The following is a 20,819-nucleotide window of genomic DNA, read 5'->3' on the forward strand; positions in this document are numbered from 1 at the left end:
TCATCGCTGGGGCGGGTACCCGGCAATCGTCCGCGCCCCGGTGATGATCATCCGCAGCATCTGCGCGGTCTGCTCGATCATCTCCGGGTCGCGCTCGGGCGGCTGGTCCAGGGCGGTGCCACCCATGGCAAAGACCAGGCGGGTGATGGCCTTGGCCACCAGGTGCGGCTCATGCAACACCGCACCGTTGTCTGCATGGGCCAGCCGGACCAGGTCCACGCACAGCTCTTCTTCGAAGTAGTTCAGTTCCCGCTCGACGGCCTGCTTGAATGCATCCGAGCCGGCGCTGCCTTCGCGGAGCAGGACGTGCAGCAGGCGGTCATCAGCGCGCAGCTGTTCAAAAAACGTTTCCACCGACAGCCGGATGACACTGCGGTCCGACGATGCCGCGCGCTGCCGCGACTCGCCGATGATGGTTCGCAGCGAGCGGCCGGCCAGGTCGATCAGGGCCACGGTCAATTCGTCCATGTCGCGGAACTGGCGGTAGAACGAGTTCGGGGCGATGCCGGCTTCGCGGGCGACCTCGCGCAGACTCAGGGTCGACACGCTGCGGTGCGGGCCGATCAAGGTCAGCGCGGCGGCCAACAGATCCTCGCGTGAGATCGAGGCTTTGCGGGCCGGCAGGGCGTCGTCATGAACGGACAGGTGCGAATCGGGCGGGGTCATCCAGGGGCCAGACGGTCAAGTCCCTGAATCATAGCCGGTCTCGACAATATACAACTGTATACACACCTGTATGCTCGGTCGTATAGTGGCGTCATGAGCGCACTTCCTCGTCCTGCTGCCCGCCGTTCGCCCCTCCCGCCCCGCCCATGGGTGTCCGAGGCGCTTTTTGACTTCTGGGCCGCGCGCGTGCACCCGCTGTGGACCCTGCGCCGGGCACGCGCACGGCTGGTGTCCCGTCATACCGCCAGCGCCGACTCGGTAACCCTCGTCCTGCGTCCGAACCGGCACTTCCGCGGAGTGGCCCCGGGCCAGCACGTGAACCTGGGCGTGGAAGTGGACGGCCGCCGCCTGTCGCGCAGCTACAGCCCGACACTCCTGGATGACGGCTGCCTGGCGATCACCGTCAAGGCGATCACGGGCGGCAAGGTCAGCCAGCACCTGGCGCAGCACGCAGAGGTGGGCGAGGTATTCGAACTGGGCCAGGCCTTCGGTGAGATGACCCTGCCCACGGTGCCCGTCGCGCGCGTCGTGCTGCTGGCTGCTGGCAGCGGGATCACCCCGATGCGTGCGCTGGTGCGCCAGATGGCGACCGTCGGCATGCCGGTGCAGGTGGACCTGGTGTACTGGGCGCAGCAGCGCGGGGCGGTGTGCTTTGGCGATGAGCTGGCCGACGTCGCCGCCCGTCATCCCGGATTCCGCCTGCACCTGGCGCTGACCCGCGATCCGGCTGCCCCGGCCGCGCGCGTGGGCGACTACGATTTCAGCGGGCTGGGCGACCTGTCCAGCGCGCAGGTGATGGTCTGCGGCCCGGGCGGCTTCGTCGAGGCCGCACAGGCGCGCCTGCAGGGGCAGGTGGCGAGGCTGCAGTCCGAAGCCTTCACCCCGCCGGTACTGCCCGATGCGGAGACCGGAACGGTGCGGGTCGAACTGCGCCGCAGCGGCCGCACCCTGGAACTGCCGCGCGGCACCTCGCTGCTGCAGGCGCTGGAAGCCGAAGGGCTGCGCCCGGCCAGCGGCTGCCGCATGGGCATCTGCAATACCTGCGTGTGCGGCAAGGCCACTGGCGTGACCCGCCATACCCTGACCGGCGAGTACGCGGCCGAACCGGCTACGCAAGTGAAGCTGTGCGTGAACAGCGCCAGCACCGACCTGATCCTGGAGCTTTGAGCATGGCTGCCGTACAGAACCGCGTGTTGTCCGCCACCGAACTGGAAGCGTTCGGCAATGAACTCGACGCGTTGCGTGCGCGTCACCTGGAAACGTTGGGTACGGCCGATGCACGCTACATCCGCCGGGTGGTGGCCGGCGTGCGCTGGACCGGTGTGGCCGGCCGCGCGCTGCTGTTCCTGGGCGCATTCGTGCACAGCGTGCTGATCCCGGCCTGGATTGCAGGCGTGGTGCTGCTGGCACTGTCCAAGATCCTGGAGAACATGGAACTGGCGCACAACGTCATCCACGGCCAGTACGACTGGATGGGGGACCCGCAGCTGCAGGGCAGCACCTATGAGTGGGACATCGTGGGTACTGCCGACAACTGGCGCAAGACCCACAACTTCCGCCACCACACCTACACCAACGTGCGCGGGCTGGATGACGACATCGGCTACGGCCTGCTGCGGATCTTCCCCGAACAGCGCTGGCGCCCGTTCTACCTGACCCAGCCGGTGGTGGCGGTGGTGTTCGCGCTGCTGTTCGAATGGGGCATCGCCATCCAGGACCTGCGCGTGGGCCGCTGGTTCGCCGGCAAGATCACGTTCCGCCAGCTGCTGGCGCAGGCGCGCCCGGTCGGGCGCAAGATGGGCAGGCAGATGTTCAAGGACTACCTGCTGTTCCCGGCGCTGGCCGGCCCGTTCTTCCTGCCGGTGCTGCTGGGCAACGTGGTGGCCAACCTGATCCGCAATGTGTGGACCTACGTGGTGATCTTCTGCGGCCACTTCACCGCCGATGCGGAAACCTTCCCGAAGGAATGCGTGCGCGATGAAACCCGTGGCCACTGGTACCTGCGCCAGCTGCGCGGCTCGTCCAACATCGCCGGCGGCAAGGTCATGAACCTGATGACCGGCAACCTGAGCCATCAGATCGAGCACCACTTCTTCCCGGACGTGCCGGCCAACCGTTACGCGGCGATTGCCGTGGAAGTACGTGACATCTGCAGCCGCTATGGGCAGCACTACAACACCGGCTCCATGCCGAAGCAGTTCGGCCAGGTGATGTGGCGGATCGTGCGCCACGCCTTCCCCAGCCGCCCGGCGCGGGTGAAGCCGCTGGTGGTTGCAGAAGCGTAGGGGCACGCCACGCGTGTCCGCGCCGATCAGGCGTCATGAACGCCTGTCAGTCGCTTTGGCCGATGGTGCCTTCGGCCAGCGGCACCCGTGAGCCATCCAGCAGGCCGCGACTGACCGCGCCGTCCTCGATGAACAGCAGTTCGCCGTTCTCGCCGTTCTTGATGCTGCTGTCGATGGCGATGATGCGCCCGCCGTGGAAGCTGCTCACGTGTGGCATCGAGGTATGCCCGACCACGATGCGCTTGAGGTCGAGGTCCTTGAGCAGCGTATCGACCTGGTCGGTATCCATCTGCCCGTCGAAATAGCCACGGAACCAGATCGGGCTGGTCTTACCGTCGAACAGGCGCGCCGTGTCGGGTGCCGCCTTGACCTGGTCTTTGGGCAGCCCGACTGAGGCTTGGTACAGGGTGTTGGTGGCGTCCAGCCCGCGCACCAGGTCCAGGTTCTGCGGCGCGATGCCGCCGTGCAGGAACAGCGTATCGCCGATCTGCAGCATCACCGGGCGAGTGCGTAGCCACTGGCCGATCACCGAGTCTGCGCCGTACAGCGCCGGGTAGCTGCGGCCCAGCAGCTGGGCGCTCTTGAGGTACTTCTGGTTGACGTAGCGCAGGTCGTCGTACAGCACCATGGTTTCATGGTTGCCCAGCACGAAGTGCACCGCGCCGCCGGCCGCAGCGGCCTGCTGCTGCAGGCTGTAGAGCAGCCAGAACGCTTCGGTCACCTGCGGGCCACGGTCGAACACATCGCCGGCCACCACCAGCGTGGCAGGGCCCAGTGACCAGTGGTCGTCGTTGTCGATGACATGATGAGCGCGCAGCAGCTTCACCAGCAGGCCGTACTGACCGTGGATGTCCGACAGCGCCACGATGCGCGGCGTGGCCGGGTACTTCGCGGGGGTGGCCTGTTGTGGCGCCGCCACCGCCAACGGATGCGGGTAGCCGCATTCGGGCAGCACCACGGTACCGGCACCGCGCGCCGGCAGGTCACGCTCGACCACGTGGTCATTGCAGACCCACTGCGCTTGGTGGCCCTTGGGGGTCATGAACACGTAGGGGCCATCGGCGTCCACATGCTCGGCCGGCGCGGGAACCTCGCGGGCGGCGGCAAGCAGGGGAACCAGGACAAGCCCGGCCAGGACCAGGCGGGCGGCAGCGGAGCAGGCACGAAGCGGCATCGGAGACTTCCAGCGGAAGGGGGCAGGCGGCCGTAAGCCGCCCCCTGATGCTAACCGCCGTCAACAGGCGCCGGCATGCGCCATTGGTCAGACCGTCATGCGGAACGTGACTGCGACGACCCACGGTCGTCGCCTACCGCTCAGAAATTGGCCCGCAGGTTGAACAACACGCGCCGCGGCTCGCCCCAGTACCCCGAATTGAAGAACCCGACATTGCGGTAATACACCTTGTCGAACAGGTTGGTCACGGTCACCCCCACGCTCACGTTGTCGGTGATCCGGTACCGCCCCATCAGGTCGAACAGCACATAGCCGCCCTGGCGCATCTTGCCTGTGGCGGTGATCGGGGCCCCGGTCGCGGTGTAGCGTCCGGTCGGGATCGGCTGCATCTGGTAGATCCCGCTCTGCACGCTGAACCCGCCGCCGACCATCCACCTGCCGTGGCGCCAGGTGGTGTTGAAGCGTGCCAGCTGCATGGGGCTGGTGCTGGCGAAGCGGCTGCCGTCCGGGTTGGTGCTGTAGGCGTAGGTGTAGCCGCCGGTCATGCTCCAGGTGTCGGTGATCGAACCTGAGAGTTCGAACTCGGCGCCGTTGGTTTCAATGCCCTTGCTGGCGATGTAGGGCACGCTGCCGTCGGGCAGCACGATGTCGGCCCCGGCCGGATCGCGCGTGGCCACGTTGTCCTGCTTCATGTAGAAGCCGTTGAGCGAGCCGTACAGGCGGCCGCCGAAGAACTCGCCCTTGAAGCCATACTCGTAGTTGCTGCCGGTCACCGGATCCAGCAGCTGGTTGTTGATGTCGCGCAGCGCGGTGGCCTGGAACACATCGGAATAGCTGGCGAACGCGGAGATGTTCGCGCTGAGATCGTAGATGGCACCCAGGTACGGGGTCGGCTCATGCGCGGTGGTGCGCGCGCTGCGTCGGGTGAACACACCGTTGACGTCGAAATTGTCGGTGGTGCTCCTGTAGTCCGAATAGCGCACGCCGGCGATGACCTTGAGCGGGTCGATCGGGTTCAACCGCACCGCAGCGTAGTAGCCGGTTTCGGTGGTGGTGGTCGTGCTGGACGGAATGCCGTAGTTGAACGTGGTCGGCTTGCCGATGTCGCCGTTCCAACTGTAGATGCTGGGGAAGACGGCCACGTTGTACGGGCGCGAGGTGATGCCGGCGCGGATCGTGTCCAGGTCGCGGTCGTAGTGGTTCACGCCCACCACCAGTTCGTGCTGGCGCCCGAGCAGCTGGAACGGGCCCGATGCGTACAGGTCGAAGGCATCTTCGCGGGTTTCGGACACCGAATAGGTATCGGCGATGCGCAGGCCCAGGCCGGTGACCGGGTCGGCCCAGTTGCCGGTGTTGGAGCCGGCCAGCAGCAGGCTGTCGGTGTCGGTGTTGCGGCGGTTGTAGGCCAGGCGACCGCTCCACCCGGCCCCGAACTGCTGCTCCAAGGTGAGGAAGTAGTTGGTGCTTTCGCGGTTCCATTCGTTCCAGCGCGCTGCGGCGCTGTAGGAACGCGGCATCTTCGCGGTGCTGCCATCGCGGAAGAACAGCGGCGAGGCGCTCCAGGCGCCGCCGTCGGATTCGGTCTTGAGGTAATCGATGCCGGCGCGCAGCCGGGTGCTGTCGGTCGGATCGGCTTCGATCACGCCGTACAGGCTGGGCGACGTGTCATGCTGGAAACGTACCCAGCTTTCCTTGTCGGTGTAGGCGCCGACGAAGCGGCCGCGCACCCGGCCACTCCCGGTCAGCGGGCCGGAGACACCCACTTCGCCGCGCTTGTAGTCCCACGAGCCGGCGCTGAGGCTGGTACTGGCCTGGAAGGTGTCGGTCGGGCGCTTGCGCACCATGTTGACCGTGGCCGAGGGATTCCCCGAGCCGGTCACCAGGCCGCTGGCGCCGCGCACGATTTCGATGCGCTCGTAGATCGAGGTGTCGCTGAGGATCGAGTTGCCGCCGGCACCGGTGGTGTAGTTGGTCGGCACGCCATCGAACATGAAGTTGTTGATCGCGAAGCCGCGCGCATTGAACAGGGTGCGGTTGCTGTCATACGACTGCACGGTCACGCCCGGGGTCTGCTGCAGCACTTCGGCGATGGTGATGAGATTGAAATCCTCGATGCGCTGGCGGGTGAACACCGTGAGCGACTGCGGCGTTTCGCGCAGGGTCAACGGCAGCTTGGTGGCGGTGTTGGTGCCGTAAACCTGGTAGCCCTCGGTGCGCTGGGTGACCATCACCTTGTCCAGCTCGGTGGTCTTCGGGATGTCCCCGTCCGGCGTGGCGACCGATTGGGCCTGCGCCAGAAAGGGTGCCGTGGCGGCCAGCGCCAGGCACAGGGCAAGGGTGTTCCGGCGCGGGGCGCCAGCGGTGCGGAAGCGGGACATGGGAAAACCTCGGTAGCAGCGAAGATCAGGAATCGGGCGCGCGCGATGCGGCGGGGCGGGGCGAGGGTCGCGCCGTGGGCGCGATCCGGTAGCTGAGCCAGAGCAGAGGCAGGGCGGCCCCGGCGGCGAGGATGCCGCAGCCGGCAATGACGCCGTAGGCGATACCCCAGGCGCCGATGCTGCAGGCCACGGCGGCGGTCAATGCGACCCAGCCGAGCAGCCGCAGCCGGCGGCGGCGCGCCAGCGCAGGGGCGGCACCGAAGACATCCCGGTGGTGGCGTTCCATGGCCAGCGACAGGCACAGGAAGCCGAGCAGCGACAGCAGCAGCGCAAGCACGGTCATGTGCTGGGCACGGTCACGGTGGCCGCGCTGGCGCGTGGCGCACGCACGCGGCGCGGCACCGGCACATGCCGGTTGACCCTGCGGGCGGCCCACAGCAGGCCCGCACCGATCAGCAGCAGGCCGGCATCCATGCCGCCCTTGGCCAGGTCGCCTGTCGCAAAGGCGGTGAACATGCCGCCGTGCCAGACCGCCACATTGAACACCGGCAGCAGTATGGCGAGCACGCCTGCACAGGCGAGCTGTTCCACCCACGCGCGGCGCGGCAGGCGCAGCGTGGCATGCACCAGGCACAGCGCCCAGGCGGCGAAAAACACGCTGACTTCAGCCTTGGAACGTTGCTCCAGTGCGGTAGGCAGCAACCGGTTGCCCCACAGGAACGCGAGCATCGCCACCGGCAGGCCGGCCACGAAGCCGATGTTCAGGCGCTCCACGATGCGGAAACCCAGGTGCGGGCGGGCGGGATCGGGCAGCTGTTCGCGCCGTTTCACCGTCCACAGCACCAGCCCGGTGGCGACCATCAGCGTGCCGGCCACACCGGACAGGAAGAACAGCCAGCGCATCGCGGTGGGGGCGAAACGCGCGGCGTGCATGCCGATCATGCCGTCGCGGGTGTACACGGTGGCCGAGCGTCGTGGGGCCTCACCCAGCAGCGCGCCGCGGGCATCGAAGCGCAGCGGTTCGCCGCTGTCGGCAATGCGGTCGCCACTGTCGCGGCGCAGGGTGATGCGCATCGCCGCATCGCCGGGCTGGTCGACCACCACGGATGCGGCATGGCCTTCGCCCCACTGGCGTGCGGCCACCGGTAGCAGCGCCGCCAGCGCCGGTGGCGTGGCGGCCTGGCCCAGCGGCTCGACCTTGGCCTCGCGCGGGAACAGCTCGGCGAAGAACGCATCGCGCCCGCCGAAGTTGGCGTCCACCGCCCACGGCATGTACACCGTCATCAGCGTGATCAAGCCGGTGTAGGTGATCATCAGGTGGAACGGCAGCGACAGCACCGCCAGTGCGTTGTGCCCGTCCAGCCAGCTGCGCTGGCCCTTGCCGCGGCGCAGGGTGAAGAAGTCGGCGAAGATCTTCTTGTGGGTGATCACGCCGCTGACGATGGCCACCAGCATGAACATCGTGCAGAAGCAGACGAACCAGCGCGCCCAGATCACCGGCACGTAGTGCAGGTCGAAGTGCAGGCGGTAGAAGAAATCGCCGCCGCGCGTGTCGCGCGCCTGCACCGGGGCGCCGTTGGCATCCAGCGTGGCCTGCCACGGGTTGGGCTGGCCGCGTTTCGGTTCCGGCGCATCCTCGGGCTGCCAGCGCACGGTGGTGGCATTGCTGCGGCTGCCGGGGAGTTCGATGGACCAGCGCGTAGCATCCGGCGCGGTGCGCGCCAGGAAGGCCTGCGCCTGTTCCAAGGCGACGCTTGAGCTGGCCGGAAGGGTCAGTTCCGGCTGCATCCAGCGGGTCAGTTCCACCCGCCAGTAGCTGGCGGTGCCGGCGATGAAGATCAGGTACAGCACCCAGCCGACCACCAGGCCGGACCAGGTGTGCAGCACCGCCTGCGACTGGCGGAAGCCCTGGCTCACGCCACGCTCCCGGCCAGCAGGGTGGACAGTGCCACGCCGACGGCGGCGGCGAGTGCCAGCCCCACTGCCGCGCGCGCGATGCTGCGCGCGGCATAGGCCCAGATCGCGGCCAGGGTGTAGATCACGAACGAGGTCATGGTGGCGGCCAATGCGGCATCGGCGAGGCTGCCGGGCAGCAGGCGCGCCAGTGCGGCAGCCCAGGTGGCCGCAACCGTGTAGCCGCCGATCAGGGCCAGCCCACCACGCGCCCAGAGCACGCCGTTGCCGGCCTTGCGCGGCGATGCGCGGCGTGGGGTGGCACCGGCCGGTACGGTCGGGGACGGGGAGGGCGATTGCGGACGGGGCACGGTGGCGACGGGCTGGAAAGCAATTGAGAATCAATATTATTTGACGCGGACCACCCTGTCGAATCCCTCCATCGAGGGATGCGCCGCCCGGCGGTTTGTGATGCAACGTTATAAACAACGTAATAGTCTCCCCAGCGATCGCCGCAGTAGGCTTTGCCCATTGCACAGGAGCTGTTGCCATGGGTCACGACCACGATCACCTGCCGAGCGAGATCCGCCACGAGAAGCCGTTGTGGTGGGCGCTGGGGCTGACGACCACCTTCCTCATCGTCGAGGTGGTGGGGGCGTTCTGGACCAACAGCCTGGCGCTGTTGTCCGACGCGGCGCACATGGCCACCGACACGCTGGCGCTGATGATCGCGCTGGTGGCGGTGCGGCTGAGCCGGCGTCCGCCGGATGCGCGGCGTACGTATGGGTATGCGCGGCTGGAAGCGCTGGGCGCGATGATCAACGGCGGCATGCTGTTCGTGGTGGCCGGCTACATCCTGTGGGAGGCGGTGGCCCGGTTCCGCCAGCCGCAGGAGATCGCGTCGACCGGGATGCTGGTGATTGCAGCGTTCGGGTTGCTCATCAACCTGATTTCGATGCGGCTGCTGCGTGCGGGCAGTGGCGAAAGCCTCAACGTCAAAGGCGCGTACCTGGAGGTGTGGGCGGACATGCTGGGCTCGGTGGCGGTGATCATCGGCGCGCTGCTGATCCGCTGGACGGGCTGGAAGCCGATTGATCCGATCCTGGCGTTGCTGATCGGGCTGTGGGTGCTGCCGCGCACGTGGGTGCTGATGCGCGAGGCGATCAACGTGCTGCTGGAAGGCGTGCCCAAGGGCATCCAGGTGGAGGCGGTGCGCGCGCGGTTGTGCGCGCATGCGGGCGTGCAGGATGTGCACGATCTGCATGTGTGGGCGCTTGCATCGAGCACGCCGGCGCTGACCGCGCATGTGGTGGTCGCCGAAGGGGTGGATGCGGATGGTCTGCGCCGCCGGCTGGGCACGGCGCTGCATGAGGATTTCGGCATCGATCATGTGACGCTGCAGATCGAGTCGGACCATTGCGGGGATGATTGCGGCGACGGCACGCCGGCGGGTGGCGCGCCACATGGCGCCCATGACCATGCGCATGGACATGATCACCCGGGACACGCGCACGGGCGGACGCACGAGCCGCGCCGCAGCATCCCGGACGCGCAGGGCCATCATGGGCATCCACATCCCTGAACTTGCTGCTGCCGCTACAATGGCGGCCTGCCTTGCCATCCCCTCGGAGAAACCGCAGTGACCCGGAAACTCGTACTGTTGCGCCACGGCCAGAGCCAGTGGAACCTGGACAACCGCTTCACCGGTTGGGTGGATGTGGAACTGACCGAGCAGGGCCGCCGTGAGGCTGCCGCCGCCGGCCGCCTGATGCGCGAGGAGGGGCTTCAGTTCGATGTGGCGCACACGTCGGTGCTGAAGCGGGCGATCCACACGCTGCAGGGCGCGCTGGCCGAGCTGGATCAGGACTGGTTGCCGGTGAGCAAGAGCTGGCGCCTGAACGAGCGTCACTACGGTGGGCTGCAGGGCCTGGACAAGGCCGAGACGGCGGCCAGGCACGGCGAGGACCAGGTCAAGATCTGGCGCCGTTCGTACGACGTCCCGCCGCCGGCGATGGACCGCGAAGACCCGGGCCACCCGATCCACGACCGTCGCTATTCGACGCTGGACCGCAACGCGCTGCCGGGCACGGAGTCGCTGGCGACCACGCTGGACCGCGTGCTGCCGTACTGGTTCGATGCAATCGCGCCGCAGCTGAAGGACGGCAAGACGGTGCTGGTCACCGCGCACGGCAATTCGCTGCGCGCGCTGTACAAGTACCTCAACAACGTCTCGCAGGAAGCCATCCTGGAACTCAACATTCCGACCGGCATTCCGTTGCTGTTCGAGCTCAACGAAGACCTGACCGTGCAGTCGTTCCGCTACCTGGGCGACCCGGAAGCCGCGCGCAAGGCCGCTGAGGCCGTGGCGAACCAAGGCAAAGCAAAATAATTGCCTGGTTGCACGACGTTGTAGAGCCGGGCTCTGCCCGGCTGCTGTTGGATTCCGCGAACAGCCGCGGGCTCAGTGCATCTGCGGTTTGGCGGGACGGTGCGGGTTTGCGGGACACGCCGTGAATCCGTCCATGGAGGCTTGTAGAAAACATCCATGTTTTCTACAGTCCCGCAAACCCGCCCCGTCCCACCTTCGACGAATTGTCGGAGGCCACGGAAGATCAAAACCAGATCATGCGTGCGGCGTAGTGACACGCCATGCGTGTCAGCTCTTCGCATCCGCACACGGAATGCCCGTCGGCCTCCCAGCCCGTAACAACTGATACGCCAACGCTTTACACGCGAAACCAAAGCGCGCCTGTGACCTTTGGCCGGTCCAAGTACAGCCCACCCGCGCTACGCTGCCCGATTGCCTGCATTGCGGGTGATGCTTCCCTGTAGCCGGAGAGTCGAATGAAGTTTTGCAAGCTGGTCCCGCTGGGCCTGACCGTTGCCATCGCCGCGTCGCTGGCGGCCTGTGGCAAGACCGATACCGCGCCGGCCGCCGCCGTGGCCGATGCCAAGCCGGCGTTCGATCTGTCGCAGATCAAGACGCCGCTGATCTCGCTCAACAGCGCTGACCTGGACCCGGCCATCGCCGCGTGTACCGACCTCAACGGGTTCGTCAACAGCAGCTGGCTCAAGGCCAACCCGGTGCCGAACGACCAGACCACCTGGGGCAGCTTCGAGATCCTGCGCGAGCGCTCGCTGGAAGTGCAGCACGCGCTGGTCCAGCAGGCGGCCGCCAGCCAGGCCAAGGCTGGCTCGGTGGAAGCCAAGATCGGCGATATCTGGAAGACCGGTTCGGATGAAGCCAGGATCGAAGCGGCGGGCATCGCGCCGCTGCAGCCGCAGCTGGACAAGATCGCGGCGCTGAACGACACCGCCGCCATCACCCAGTACCTGCGCGACAGCCAGGCGCAGGGTCAGGGCGTGCTGTTCTCGCTGTTCGCCAACGCCGATTACAAGGACTCGGCCAACGTCATCGCCTATGTCGGCCAGGGCGGGCTTGGTCTTCCGGAGAAGGGTTACTACTTCGACGAATCGCAGGCCAAGATCCGCGAGGCCTATGTGGCCTACATCGCGCAGGCGCTGACCCTGTCCGGCGTGGACGCCGCGCAGGCCAAGACCCAGGCGCAGGCGGTGATGGACTTCGAAACCCGCCTGGCCAAGGCCTCGCTGTCGCGCATCGAACTGCGTGACCCGGCCAAGCGCTACAACCCGGTCAGCGCCGCGGAAGCGGACAAGCTCACCCCGAACTTCAGCTGGACCGCGCTGTTCGACACCCTGAAGGTGCCGGCCGCACAGAAATTCTCGCTGGCCCAGCCGGGCTTCTTCAGCGAAGTGGACAAAATGCTTACCGAAGTGCCGGCCTCGACCTGGCAGGCCTACCTGCGCTTCCACACCGTCGATGACGCCGCGCCGTACCTGAGCAGCGCGTTCGAGAAGGCCAACTTCGACTTCTACGGCACCACCCTGCGTGGCCAGAAGGAAATGCAGCCGCGCTGGAAGCGCGTGCTCGAGTCGGTCAACACCTCCATCGGCGAAGGCCTGGGCCAGCTTTATGTTGACGCGGTGTTCCCGGCCGAATCCAAGGAACAGATGCAGCACTTGGTGGAGAACCTCTCGGTGGCACTCAAGGCACGCCTGGAGAAGCTGGAGTGGATGGGCGAAGACACCCGCAAAAAGGCGCTGGAGAAGTGGGCCAGCTTCACCCCGAAGATCGGCTACCCGGACAAGTGGCGCGACTGGTCGGGCTTGGAGACCAACGGTGACAGCTACCTGGGCAACATGCAGGCCGCGCGCGCGTTCAATTACCGCTACATGCTCAACAAGATCGGCAAGCCGGTCGACAAGACCGAGTGGGGCATGACCCCGCAGACGGTGAATGCCTATTACAACGCGACCAAGAACGAGATCGTGTTCCCGGCCGCGATCCTGCAGGCGCCGTTCTTCGACGCCAAGGCCGACCCGGCACTGAACTACGGTGGCATCGGTGCGGTGATCGGCCACGAAATGATGCACGGTTACGATGATTCGGGCAGCCAGTTTGCCGCCAACGGCAACTTCGACAACTGGTGGACCGACAGCGACCGCAAGGCCTTCACTGGCCGCACCGACCAGCTGGTGGCACAGTTCGATGGCTACGAATCGCTGCCGGGCGTGAACGTCAAGGGCAAACTCACCCTGGGTGAGAATATCGGCGACCTGGGCGGCCTGACCGTCGCCTACGATGCATTGCAGATGGCCTTGAAGGAGAACCCGAAGGCCAATGTCGCCGTGGATGGCTACAGCCAGGACCAGCGCTTCTTCATGAATTGGGCCACGGTGTGGCGCCGCAACTTCACCGATGGCGAACTGCGCGTGCGCCTGAACACCGACCCGCATGCGCCGGCGAACTTCCGTGCCAATGGTGCGCCGTCGAACATGCCGGCGTTCGCGCAGGCGTTCGACTGCAAGCCGGGCGACGCGATGGTGCGCCCGGACGACAAGCGTGTGGTGATCTGGTAACGAAAACGGCCCGGCAGCGATGCCGGGCCGTCTCCGTAGCGCCGGCCGTCAGTTCGGCGCCAGGGTTGCCAGAAGTGCCTTGGCCGCGTTGAAACGGTCTTCGGGCAACGGCAGCGGGTGTTTGATCCGCAGCTTGTCCGGGCCGTCCATGGTGTAGAGCTTGGGCTGCTTCTGGATCATCTGGATCACCGCCATCGGGTCGATGGAGGGCTTGGCCTCGAACACGATGCGGCCGCCGTTCTCGCCCAGTTCCAGCTTGCGGATGCCCAGCGCATTGCACTGCAGTTTCAGCTCTGCCACTGCGAACAGGTGCTTGGCGGCATCGGGCAGCAGCCCGAAGCGGTCGATCATCTCCACCTGCAGTTCGCGCAACGCCGTGTTGTCGCGTGCGCTGCTGATGCGTTTGTACAACGTCAGGCGGGTGTGCACGTCGGGCAGGTAGTCGTCCGGGATCAGTGCCGGCACATGCAGTTCGACCTCGGCACCGCGCGCTTCCTCACCCGCATCCAGGTCGGGCAGCTTGCCCAGGCGGATGCTGCGCACCGCGCGTTCGAGCAGTTCGGTGTACAGGCTGAAGCCCACTTCGGCCATCTGCCCGCTCTGGTCCTCGCCCAGCAGTTCGCCGGCACCACGGATCTCAAGGTCGTGGGTGGCCAGGGTGAAGCCGGCGCCGAGTTCGTCCATCGAAGCGATGGCTTCCAGGCGCTTTTCGGCATCGGGGGTCATCGAGCGCTTGTCCGGGACCACCAGGTACGCATAGGCGCGGTGATGCGACCGGCCGACGCGACCGCGCAGCTGATGCAGCTGGGCCAGGCCGAAACGGTCGGCACGATTGATGATGATGGTGTTGGCGTTGGGGATGTCGATGCCCGATTCGATGATCGTGGTCGACAGCAGCACGTTGTAGCGCTGCTTCTGGAAATCCAGCATCACCCGTTCCAGCTCGCGTTCGGGCATCTGCCCGTGGGCAATGCCGATGCGCGCTTCGGGCACCAGTTCGGCCAGGTCGCGCTGCATGCGGCCGATGCTCTCCACGTCGTTGTGCAGGAAGTAAAGCTGGCCGCCACGCGCCAGTTCGCGCTGGAACGCTTCGCGCAGCAGTGCGTTGTCCCAGGCGGTGATGAAGGTCTGCACCGCCAGCCGGTTCGGCGGCGGGGTGGCGATGATTGACAGGTCGCGCAGGCCGGCCATGGCCATGTTGAGCGTGCGCGGAATCGGGGTTGCGGTCAGGGTCAGCAGGTGCACGTTGGCACGCATCGCCTTAAGCGCTTCCTTCTGGCGCACGCCGAAGCGTTGCTCCTCATCCACCACCACCAGGCCCAGGTCCTTGAACTTCACGTCCGGCTGCAGCAGGCGGTGGGTACCGATGATGACGTCGATGGTACCGGCCGCCACCTTCTCCAGTTCGGCCTTGATTTCCTTGGTGCTCTTGAAGCGCGACAGCACTTCCACCTTGAGCGGCCAATCGGCGAAACGGTCGCGGAAATTGCGGTAGTGCTGTTCGGCCAGCAGGGTAGTGGGCACCAGTACCGCAACCTGCTTGCCGGCGCTGGCGGCGGCGAACGCGGCACGCACCGCCACCTCGGTCTTGCCGAAGCCAACGTCGCCGCAGACCACACGGTCCATCGGCTGGCTGCTGGCCAGGTCGCGCAGGGTGGCGTCGATGGCGGCGAGCTGGTCGCCGGTCTCTTCGAACGGGAAGCCGGCCGCGAACGGCTCGTACATTGCCCGGTCCACGTGCAGCGCCAGGCCGGCGCGTGCTCGGCGCCGCGCCTGGATCTCGAGCAGTTCGGCCGCCACGTCGCGGACCTTCTCGGCTGCGCGGCGCTTGGCCTTGCTCCACTGTTCGCCACCCAGCGAATGCAGCGGTGCGGTTTCCGGCGAGGCACCGGAGTAGCGGCTGATCAGGTGCAGCTGGGCCACCGGCACGTACAACCGGTCGCCCTTGGCATATTCGATTTCCAGGAACTCGCCGGGCATGCCGCCGGCATCGAGCACGATCAATCCCCGGTAGCGGCCCACGCCGTGGTCTTCATGGACGATGGGTGCGCCTTCGGTCAGCTCACCCAGGTCGCGGATGATCGCTTCGGGCTCGCGCCCGACACGGCGACTGCGCCGGGTGGTGCCGGCGCGCTCGGGGAACAGCTGCCGTTCGGTCAGGACCGCCAATTGCGGCAGATCCAGTGCGAAGCCGTCTTCCAACGGCGCCACGGTGATGGCAAACCGCTGGCCCGCATCGGCCAGGAAGGTGGGCAGGTCGGCCACCACCGGCGGTTTCAGCTCCGCCGACAGCAGTACTTCCAGCAACGCTTCACGGCGGCCCGGCGAATCGGCCGCGATAAGCACCCGGCCCGGGTAGTGGCCCAGGAACGACTTCAGCGCTTCCCCGGTCGGCGCGTCACGCGCGGCCACCGGCAGCGGCGGCAGCGGCTGGTCGCCGAGCGGCTTTGCTTCGTCGATGCGCGGGTGGTCGGCGCTCCACACCTCGATACGCGGTAGTGAGTTCAGGCGCGCGCTCAAGGCTTCCGGGCTGAGGTACAGCTCGGTGGGCGCCAGCAGCGGCCGCTCCAGGTCGTGGCGGCGCTGTTCGAATCGGTTCCCGGTCTGCGCCCAGAACGAGGCGGCCGCCTCACCCACGCCCGGCGCGATCACCGGCAACGCGTTGGGCTGCAGGTAGTCGAACAGGGTGGCGGTGCCGTCGAAGAACAAGGGCAGGTAGTACTCCACCCCAGCCGGCGCCAGCCCGGACTTGAGATCCTGGTACAGCGCGCTGCGCCGGGTATCCACGTCGAAGCGCTCGCGCAGGGTGGCCAGCACCCGCGACACGCTCAGTTCGTCCAGCGGCACCTCGCGGCCGGGCAGCATGCGCACCGCGTCCACCTTGTCCAGCGAGCGCTGGCTCTCCGGGTCGAAGGCGCGGATCGAATCGATGTCCTCATCGAGCAGCTCGATCCGCAACGGGGCATCGGCACCCATCGGGAACACATCGAGCAGGCCGCCACGTACGGCGAAATCGCCCGGATCCATCACCTGCGGCACGTTCCGGTAGGCGGCGGCTTCGAGGCGGCGCTTTTCCGCATCCAGGTCCAGGCGCTGGCCGACCTTCAGGTCAAAGCTGCCGCCGATGATGTACTTGAGCGGCGCCAGCTGTTGCAGCAGGGTCTGTACGGGTACCACCACGATGCCCTGGTGAAGCGTCGGCAGCTGGTGCAGGGCAGCCAGGCGCTGCGAAATGATGTCCGGATGCGGGCTGAACGCATCGTAGGGCAGGGTTTCCCAATCCGGGAACGCCACCACCGGCAGCGCCGATGCGCTGCCCAGCAGGGTGCGCAGATCCGACTCGATCTGGTTGGCGCCATGGTTGTCGCGCGCGATGACCAGCAATGGCCCGTCATGCGTTTCCGCAGCGCGGGCGATGTACCACGCCAGCGCCGTGGGCGATGCGGGAGCGCGCCACCAGGCGCGGAGCTGGCCGGAACGGGGCAGCGGCGGTGCGGGATAGGGAGTGGGTGACATGAACCGCTGATTTTACCAGAGCCTGTCGCGATGGGCGCCTTTGCCGTCGCGGACGGACTGTTCAGCGCGGCGCCGCCCTGCGCGCTGGGGCCGGGTCCGCCCGTCAATCATCGAATTTGTCGATCGGATTTGGAGCAGCGATTGAAATCAGAAGCTACGAATGTGGGTAAGTGGAATGAATATCACGCTATCCCAACGGTGCGAACTCGTCAAAAACGTCAGCCAATTGAGAGGCGGGGTGCTGAAACTCGGGAAAAGCCGCCGATAGCGACATGCTGCGTGAGTGTGATGTGGAAATCGAGGTGATGACGTCATTACAGAAACGCGACATCGCAGTGACAAAAGCATCATGTATGCGTCACCAACATGACGCCTCCACCACAAGCGGAGGTCCTCAATGCAGAACCGCCTCAGCGGCAAACACGTTGCCTTCATCGCAGGCCAGGGCGTGGAGCATTCGCACCTGGCCAAGCCCATGCAGGAGTTGCGACGGATGGGCGCGCAGATCAGCGTCATCGCATCCAGTCCCGATGTCCTGGTCACCGACACGAAGGAAACCTACAAGGTGGACAAGGCAGTGGCCGTTGCCGATCCCGAGGATTACCACGCGGTGGTGGTCAGTGGCGGCGCGGAGATCGCATCGCTGAAGCCGGTGCTCGAGTTCCTGCGCACGTTCGAGAAGTCCGGCAAGCCGGTCGGCGCGACCAGCCAGGGGGTTCCGGTCCTGATCGCTGCCGAACTGGTGAAGGATCGCCAGGCCACGTCCGACCCCAGGCACCAGGCATTGGTGGATGCAGCGGGCGGGACATGGAGGGATTGCGAGGTGGTCGTCGACGATCTGGTCATCACCACGCGACACACCAAGGATCTACCGGCGTTCAGCCAGGCGCTGGCGAAAGCGCTGCTGGACTGACGAGCGGTTGCAGTAAGGGTACGCGGTACCGGGAGCGGTGCCCGGTATCGCGTATTTCTGCGCGGTGATCGAAAGCCGCGCATCCAGAGCAGACCTGCGGCCCGTCACATCGTTATCTGCGCAATGTCTCCCCCGTCATTGCAGGGGGCGATGGGGCGGGCCACCTGCGCCGCAGCTACCTACCAACGGAGATGATCCTGATGTCACCTGTCGGGACCTTGATCGAGAATGTAACGCGGGTATCGGGGCTGGGCGACAAGGCCGGAACGCTCATTGGCGTGCTTGCCGGCTTCATGTTCGCCGAGCCGGGAGGCTTCATGGCGTTTCGGGACAGGTTCTGCGCCATTGGCCTTGGCGACGTGTTCGATTCCTGGATGGGGGGCCATCCGAACATGCGTTACACCAACGGCAACGAAATGAGGCACGCCTTGGGCGTAGCCGATATGCGAGTCATCGCGGAAAGAACCGGGCTGCCGGAACCCGTGCTTGCCGGGGTCATGGCTGCAGCCGTTCCGCAGCTGGTTCGGGCGGTAACCCCCGGCGGCAGGCTGCCGACGGCCATGCCCGCCGACCTGGAGCCCTTGGCCCGCACGTGCGCGCAGGCGGAGCCTGCGGCGGTGCAGGATCGTGATGCGGCGCCGGCCAGGAACATCCGCCGATGGCGCTGGCTGTTGCCGCTGTTGCCGCTGTTGCTGCTGTCGCTGCTGGCCTATTGCGGGTGGCAGGGGAGTACGGCCGATTCAGCCGATGCGGCATTGAAGGACACCCGCCACGCCTCGCCTGGATAGGACCCGTCGGTAGGGACAGGTCCTGGTGCTCAGGACCCGAGTTCCAACACCATGCGGACCAGCCCGGGCGTCCCCTGCGGATGCGGTACTGCCTTGAAGCCCAGCGACGCGGCCAATTGCTTCATGGGCTCGTTGACTTCCAGCACGTCGCCATACAGACGATCCAGGTACTTGCCACGGCCCCACTTCACCAGCTTGCGCATCAACTGCCGTCCCAGGCCCTGACCCACCAGGAAGCGGCTGATCAGGATGGCGTACTCCGCTTCGCGGGTACCGGGATTGATGGATGCGCGGGCAATCGCCCCCACCACCGCATCACCGGCCGCCAGATTCTCGGCCGCTACCAGCGTGATCTCGGTCTTGACGTTGGGATGGGTCAGCCGATAGGCCGCCTCGTCTGAAAGCGCATCGACGGACTGCGTCAGGCGATCGCGGACTTCTTCCGGCCCGAACAGACTGAACGCCTCTTTCAGGGGCGGACCGTCTTCGGGACGGATGGGGCGGATCAGCAGCTCATGGCCGCTGGGAGCCTTGAAAATTTCGTGCCAGGGCGGCATGCGGTTACGGGTAGCCATACCGGTGGTTCCTTGGTGGTCTTCGGATTCTCGCATCCCGGGGGGCGCGTTCCGTGAACGAAACACTCACGCCGTTCAGCGGGCGGTCGTGGCGTTACTCGGCCTGCTTGAGCCACTGCAGGCGGGTACTGGCACCCGCTTCGCCCAGGTACTGCTTCAGCGCAGGCATGGCCGGGGCCAGCACCTGGTCGAACTGCCAGGGCGGGTTGAGCAACAGCATGCCACTGCCATTGAGCCGAAGGGGAGAGTCATCGGGCCGAACCAGTAGTTCTACTGTAAGCACCGACTTCACCGGCAGCGCACAGGCCTTGCGCAGGAAGTGCAGGATGGTGCGGCGCTGCTTGATCGGGAACCAGATGGCGAAGCTGGCCTGCGGCCAGCGCGCCAGGATCTCGCTGACCGAGGCGAGGATGCGTTGGTACTCGGCATCCTGCCCCTCGTAGGGGGGGTCGATCAGGACCAGGCCCCGGCCGATTTTCACCCCATTGGCCTTCGGTGGCAGCAGTGCCCTGTTCTGGGCGTAGCCGTCGGCATGAAGCACGGCCACCCGGCTGTCGTGGGCGAACAGGGTCTTGAGCGAGGCGGCTTCGGCATCCTGCAGTTCGCACACCGCCATGCGGTCCTGCGCGCGCAGGGTCTGTGCGCTGAGCAGTGGCGAACCGGGGTAGCTGATCATCGCGCCCACCGGATTGTCGGCCTGCACCGCCTTGAGGTAGCGCTCGACCACCGCCGGCAGGCTGGGCTGGGCCATCAGCCGCATCACCCCGTCCTCGGCCTCCAGGGTCTTGCGGCTCTCCTCGCTGGCCAGCAGGTAGCGGCCGGCGCCGCCATGGGTGTCCAGCACGAAGAACGGGCTGTCCTTGCGCTTGAAGGTGTCGAGCAGGGCAAGCTGGACGATATGCTTGAGCACATCGGCGTGGTTGCCGGCATGGAAGGCGTGGCGGTAATTCATCGGCGCAGTGTACGGGGCGGCGGCCCCAGCGGCTATGCTGCGTGCATGAACCGCCCCCTGCACAACGTACTGGTCGTCGAAGACGAAGCCGCCATCGCCGATACCGTGCTCTACGCGCTGCGCAGCGAGGGCTACGGGGCGCGCCATTGCCTGCTGGGCGGGCACGCGCTGCAGCTGCTGCGCCAGGAACCGGTGGACGTGGTAGTGCTGGACGTGGGCCTGCCTGACATGAGCGGTTTCGAGGTGTGCCGCACGCTGCGCACCTTCAGCGACGTGCCGGTGATCTTCCTGACCGCCCGCAACGACGAGTTCGACCGGGTGCTGGGCCTGGAACTCGGTGCTGACGACTACGTGGCCAAGCCGTTCTCGCCACGCGAGCTGGTGGCGCGGGTGCGGGCGCGGTTGCGCCGCGCGTCGGCACCGGGCGCCACCGAGCCGGGCTGGCAGCAGCACGGCAGTTTCGCGATCGATCGCGAGGGTCGCCGCATCCGTTTTGGCGAGCGGCTGCTTGATCTGACCCGCTACGAATACGCGCTGATGGCCGCGCTGCTGCAGCGCCCCGGTGCGATCCTCAGCCGGGCCCAGCTGATGGATCGCGGCTGGGACACCGACGCCGACAGCGCCGATCGCACCGTGGATACCCACGTCAAGACCCTGCGCGCCAAGCTGCGTGCCGCCAGGGCAGATCCCGACCCGATCCGCACCCATCGCGGCGTGGGTTACGCGCTGGAGGTGTAG

17 protein-coding genes are annotated in these 20,819 nt (G+C 66.7%); 8 read left to right on the top strand and 9 right to left on the bottom strand.

Features of this window, described 5'->3' with window-relative positions; translation table 11 throughout:
* Positions 1-666: an HTH-type transcriptional repressor FabR gene (gene fabR / locus ACGFZ3_RS02300; RefSeq protein WP_392915849.1), complete on the bottom strand. Its 666-nt coding sequence runs from the start codon at positions 664-666 to the stop codon at positions 1-3.
* Between the two features lie 93 nt (positions 667-759).
* Here fabR and ACGFZ3_RS02305 point away from each other — a divergent pair, with 93 nt between their 5' ends.
* On the top strand, positions 760-1,833 hold the full coding sequence (locus ACGFZ3_RS02305) for a ferredoxin reductase (RefSeq protein WP_392915851.1): 1,074 nt from the start codon (positions 760-762) through the stop codon (positions 1,831-1,833).
* Positions 1,834-1,835: 2 nt separating this feature from the next.
* Positions 1,836-2,951 (top strand): fatty acid desaturase family protein, encoded by a 1,116-nt coding sequence (locus ACGFZ3_RS02310; protein ID WP_392915853.1) that lies wholly within the window; start codon positions 1,836-1,838, stop codon positions 2,949-2,951.
* A 46-nt stretch (positions 2,952-2,997) separates the two neighbouring features.
* Here ACGFZ3_RS02310 and ACGFZ3_RS02315 read toward each other — a convergent pair whose 3' ends face one another.
* The 5 genes from ACGFZ3_RS02315 to ACGFZ3_RS02335 all read right to left on the bottom strand — a co-directional run bounded on the left by ACGFZ3_RS02315 (position 2,998) and on the right by ACGFZ3_RS02335 (position 8,767).
* Positions 2,998-4,125: a metallophosphoesterase gene (locus ACGFZ3_RS02315; protein ID WP_392915855.1), complete on the bottom strand. Its 1,128-nt coding sequence runs from the start codon at positions 4,123-4,125 to the stop codon at positions 2,998-3,000.
* 140 nt (positions 4,126-4,265) lie between these two features.
* Complete coding sequence (locus ACGFZ3_RS02320) at positions 4,266-6,503, bottom strand: TonB-dependent siderophore receptor (RefSeq protein ID WP_392915857.1); 2,238 nt, start codon at positions 6,501-6,503, stop codon at positions 4,266-4,268.
* A gap of 25 nt (positions 6,504-6,528) precedes the next feature.
* Positions 6,529-6,846, bottom strand: a complete 318-nt coding sequence (locus ACGFZ3_RS02325; protein WP_392915859.1) for a DUF3325 domain-containing protein — start codon at positions 6,844-6,846, stop codon at positions 6,529-6,531.
* A complete protein-coding gene (locus ACGFZ3_RS02330; protein ID WP_392915863.1) occupies positions 6,843-8,420 on the bottom strand; it encodes a PepSY-associated TM helix domain-containing protein in 1,578 nt (525 codons plus the stop codon). Before ACGFZ3_RS02330 ends, ACGFZ3_RS02325 begins: the two co-directional genes overlap by 4 nt.
* On the bottom strand, positions 8,417-8,767 hold the full coding sequence (locus ACGFZ3_RS02335) for a hypothetical protein (protein ID WP_392915866.1): 351 nt from the start codon (positions 8,765-8,767) through the stop codon (positions 8,417-8,419). Before ACGFZ3_RS02335 ends, ACGFZ3_RS02330 begins: the two co-directional genes overlap by 4 nt.
* Before the next feature lie 179 nt (positions 8,768-8,946).
* Between ACGFZ3_RS02335 and ACGFZ3_RS02340 the strand changes: the two genes are divergently transcribed.
* From ACGFZ3_RS02340 to ACGFZ3_RS02350, 3 genes are all read left to right on the top strand, one after another.
* Entirely contained in the window at positions 8,947-9,978 is a 1,032-nt protein-coding gene (locus tag ACGFZ3_RS02340; protein WP_392915869.1) for a cation diffusion facilitator family transporter, read from the top strand.
* Between the two features lie 57 nt (positions 9,979-10,035).
* A complete protein-coding gene (gpmA, locus tag ACGFZ3_RS02345; RefSeq protein WP_392915871.1) occupies positions 10,036-10,785 on the top strand; it encodes a 2,3-diphosphoglycerate-dependent phosphoglycerate mutase in 750 nt (249 codons plus the stop codon).
* Positions 10,786-11,240: 455 nt separating this feature from the next.
* Positions 11,241-13,337 carry a M13 family metallopeptidase gene (locus ACGFZ3_RS02350; RefSeq protein ID WP_392915874.1) on the top strand — a complete coding sequence of 699 codons (2,097 nt, stop codon included), beginning with the start codon at positions 11,241-11,243 and terminating at the stop codon, positions 13,335-13,337.
* A 48-nt stretch (positions 13,338-13,385) separates the two neighbouring features.
* Here the strand turns inward: ACGFZ3_RS02350 and mfd are convergent, their stop codons facing one another.
* The gene (mfd, locus tag ACGFZ3_RS02355; RefSeq protein ID WP_392915877.1) at positions 13,386-16,853 is read right to left on the bottom strand and encodes a transcription-repair coupling factor; all 3,468 of its coding nucleotides are present in this window, start codon (positions 16,851-16,853) and stop codon (positions 13,386-13,388) included.
* Between the two features lie 397 nt (positions 16,854-17,250).
* On the opposite strand from mfd, the gene ACGFZ3_RS02360 reads away from it, so the two are divergent.
* The gene (locus tag ACGFZ3_RS02360) at positions 17,251-17,766 is read left to right on the top strand and encodes a DJ-1/PfpI family protein (RefSeq protein WP_392915879.1); all 516 of its coding nucleotides are present in this window, start codon (positions 17,251-17,253) and stop codon (positions 17,764-17,766) included.
* Between the two features lie 191 nt (positions 17,767-17,957).
* Entirely contained in the window at positions 17,958-18,554 is a 597-nt protein-coding gene (locus tag ACGFZ3_RS02365) for a YidB family protein (RefSeq protein WP_392915882.1), read from the top strand.
* Between the two features lie 29 nt (positions 18,555-18,583).
* On the opposite strand, the gene ACGFZ3_RS02370 is transcribed toward ACGFZ3_RS02365, so the two are convergent.
* Together ACGFZ3_RS02370 and ACGFZ3_RS02375 are read right to left on the bottom strand one after the other, a co-directional pair.
* On the bottom strand, positions 18,584-19,129 hold the full coding sequence (locus ACGFZ3_RS02370; RefSeq protein ID WP_392915885.1) for a GNAT family N-acetyltransferase: 546 nt from the start codon (positions 19,127-19,129) through the stop codon (positions 18,584-18,586).
* 94 nt (positions 19,130-19,223) lie between these two features.
* Positions 19,224-20,081: a 23S rRNA (adenine(2030)-N(6))-methyltransferase RlmJ gene (locus tag ACGFZ3_RS02375; RefSeq protein ID WP_392915888.1), complete on the bottom strand. Its 858-nt coding sequence runs from the start codon at positions 20,079-20,081 to the stop codon at positions 19,224-19,226.
* A gap of 45 nt (positions 20,082-20,126) precedes the next feature.
* Here ACGFZ3_RS02375 and creB point away from each other — a divergent pair, with 45 nt between their 5' ends.
* Entirely contained in the window at positions 20,127-20,819 is a 693-nt protein-coding gene (creB, locus tag ACGFZ3_RS02380) for a two-component system response regulator CreB (RefSeq protein ID WP_392915891.1), read from the top strand.

This window comes from Stenotrophomonas sp. NPDC047960 (assembly GCF_043204395.1).
Taxonomy (GTDB): Bacteria; Pseudomonadota; Gammaproteobacteria; order Xanthomonadales; family Xanthomonadaceae; genus Stenotrophomonas.